Raw genomic sequence first — 3,075 nt, forward strand, 5'->3', positions numbered from 1 at the left:
ATTCCGTGCAGCCGATCATCACCGTTCGCGGCCTCGACAAGACCTACGCCTCGGGCTTCCAGGCGCTGAAGAACATCAACCTCGACATCCGGCGTGGCGAGATCTTCGCGCTGCTGGGACCGAACGGTGCCGGCAAGACCACGCTGATCAGCATCATCTGCGGCATCGTCAACCCGACGCGCGGCAGCATCCTGGTCGACGGCTACGACATCGTGCGCGACTACCGCGCGGCGCGTGCCCGCATCGGCCTGGTGCCGCAGGAGCTGCACACCGACGCCTTCGAGAGCGTATGGGCGACGGTGAGCTTCAGCCGTGGGCTGTTCGGCTGCCCGCCGAATCCGGCCTACCTCGAGAAGCTGCTGCGCGAGCTGTCGCTGTGGGACAAGCGGGACGCCAGGATCATGACCCTGTCCGGCGGCATGAAACGGCGCGTGATGATCGCCAAGGCGCTGTCGCACGAGCCGGTGATCCTGTTCCTCGACGAGCCGACCGCGGGCGTGGACGTGGAACTGCGCCGCGACATGTGGGACATGGTGCGCCGGCTGCGCGATACCGGCGTGACCATCATCCTGACCACGCACTACATCGAGGAGGCCGAGGAGATGGCTGACCGCATCGGCGTGATCAGCCATGGCGAGCTGATCGTGGTCGAGGAGAAGGTTGCGCTCATGCGCAAGCTCGGCAAGAAGCAGCTCACCCTGCAGCTGCAGAGCCCGCTGGCGCGCATCCCCGACGAGCTGGCCGGCCACCCGCTGGAACTGTCCGCCGATGGCACGGCCCTGGTCTATACCTTCGACACCCAGTGCCGGGACACCGGCATCGGGGCGCTGCTGCGGCGCCTGAACGAGCATGGCATCGACTTCAAGGACCTGCACTCGAGCGAGAGCTCGCTGGAGGAGATCTTCGTCAGCCTGGTGAGGGCAAAGCCATGAACACGAGCATTCTGTCATTCCGGCGAAAGCCGGAATCCAGTGAGCCTGATGACAGGTCGCAGAAAGGCACTGGATGCCGGCTTCCGCCGGCATGACGGAGACTGGGCCATGAACATTCATGCAATCAAGGCCATTTACCGCTTCGAGATGGCGCGCACCTTCCGCACCCTGGCCCAGAGCATCGCCTCGCCGGTGCTGTCCACCGCGCTGTACTTCGTGGTGTTCGGCGCGGCGATCGGCGCGCGCATGGGCGAGATCGACGGCGTCAGCTACGGCGCCTTCATCATTCCCGGGCTGGTGATGCTCACGCTGCTGAGCGAGAGCATCGCCAACGCCTCCTTCGGCATCTACATGCCGCGCTTCTCCGGCACCATCTACGAGGTGCTGTCGGCGCCGGTGTCCTGGATCGAGATCCTGCTCGGCTACGTCGGTGCCGCCACCACCAAGTCGCTGATGCTGGGCGCGCTGATCCTGGTCACCGCGCGGTTCTTCGTGGACTACGAGATCGCCCACCCCCTGTGGATGGGAGGCTTCCTGCTGCTCACCGCGGTGGCCTTCTGCCTGTTCGGCTTCATCATCGGCATCTGGGCGGACGGCTTCGAGAAGCTGCAGATCATCCCGCTGATGGTGATCACGCCGCTGGCCTTCCTCGGCGGCAGCTTCTACTCGATCAACATGCTGCCGGAGCCCTGGCAGACGATCGCGCTGTTCAATCCCGTGGTGTACCTGATCAGCGGCTTCCGCTGGAGCTTCTACGGCGTGGCCGACGTGAGCGTGGGCGTGAGCCTGGGTATGACGGTGGCGTTCATGCTCCTGTGCCTGGGCGCGATCGCCTGGATCTTCCGCACCGGTTACCGTCTGAAGGCCTGAATCGGCAGCCCGCAACCCGGCGCGGTCCCGATGGTCTTACAATGGGCCCATCCACCGAGGAAAACAAGCCATGCGCATGACGATTCCGGTGATCCTGTGCCTGATGCTGGCGCTGCCAGCCGCCCGCGCCGGCGAAATGGCGACGCCGCCCGACCCGATCCCGAACCGTTACATCGTCGTGCTCGACGTGAAACTGGTGCCCGGCGTGGCCGCGCCGCTGGTGCGCAGCCTGGCCGAGCAGCTGGCGAAGCAGCACGGCGGCCAGCTGCTGCACCTGTACGAGAACGTGCTGGGCGGCTTCGCGCTCGAGATCGATGCCCAGGGCGCCGCCGCCATCGCCCAGAACGCGCAGGTGCGCTTCATCGAGCAGGACAGCCGGCGCGCGATCTCCGACACCCAGCGCAACCCGCCCTGGGGCCTGGACCGCATCGATCGCCCGGCGCTGCCGCTGGACGGCGCCTACCGCTACGACGGCACCGGCAAGGGCGTGAACGTCTATGTGATCGACACCGGCATCCGCGCCAGCCACCGCGACTTCGGCGGGCGCGTGGTCAGGGGCTATACCGCGATCAAGGACGGGCGCGGCACCGATGACTGCCAGGGCCACGGCACGCACGTGGCCGGCACGATCGGTGGTGCGCAGTACGGCGTGGCCAAAGGTGTGACCCTGATCCCGGTGCGGGTGCTGGACTGCAAGGGCAGCGGCAGCACCAGCGACGTCATCGCCGGCGTGGACTGGGTGACCGGCAAGCGCGTCAAGCCGGCGGTGGCCAACATGAGCCTGGGTGGCGGCGCCAGCCGGGCGCTGGACCGCGCGGTGCGCGAGTCCATCGACGCCGGCGTGACCTATGTGCTGGCCGCCGGCAACGACAACCGCGATGCCTGCGACGCCTCGCCGGCGCGCGTGGAGCAGGGCTTGACGGTGGCCGCCAGCACGCGCAAGGACCAGCGTGCGTCGTTCTCCAACAAGGGCAAGTGCGTGGATCTGTTCGCCCCCGGCGAGGGTATCGTCTCCGCCGGCATCGGCAGCGACACGGCCTCTGCAACCCTCAGCGGTACCTCGATGGCGGCGCCGCATGTGGCTGGCGCCGCGGCGCTGTACCTGGCGGCCAACCCCAAGGCCAGCCCGGCCCAGGTCGCCAGCGCACTGCTCGACAGCGCGTCGAAGGATCGCATCGCCGATACCGGCGGCGCACCCAATCGCCTGCTGCTGACACGCAGCGGTGGCGACAGCAGCCCGCCGCCCGATGAGGGGCGCGGCGGTGATGGCGGC

At 67.7% G+C, this 3,075-nt stretch carries 3 protein-coding genes; all 3 read left to right on the forward strand.

The features are described from left to right. The coding region (locus VNJ47_04255; protein ID HXG28043.1) for an ABC transporter ATP-binding protein at positions 1-932 on the forward strand (932 nt) is incomplete at its 5' end. A 108-nt stretch (positions 933-1,040) separates the two neighbouring features. After that, a complete protein-coding gene (locus VNJ47_04260; protein HXG28044.1) occupies positions 1,041-1,802 on the forward strand; it encodes an ABC transporter permease in 762 nt (253 codons plus the stop codon). Between the two features lie 70 nt (positions 1,803-1,872). After that, the coding region (locus VNJ47_04265; GenBank protein ID HXG28045.1) for a S8 family serine peptidase at positions 1,873-3,075 on the forward strand (1,203 nt) is incomplete at its 3' end.

This window comes from Nevskiales bacterium (genome assembly GCA_035574475.1).
Lineage (GTDB): Bacteria > Pseudomonadota > Gammaproteobacteria > Nevskiales > DATLYR01 > DATLYR01.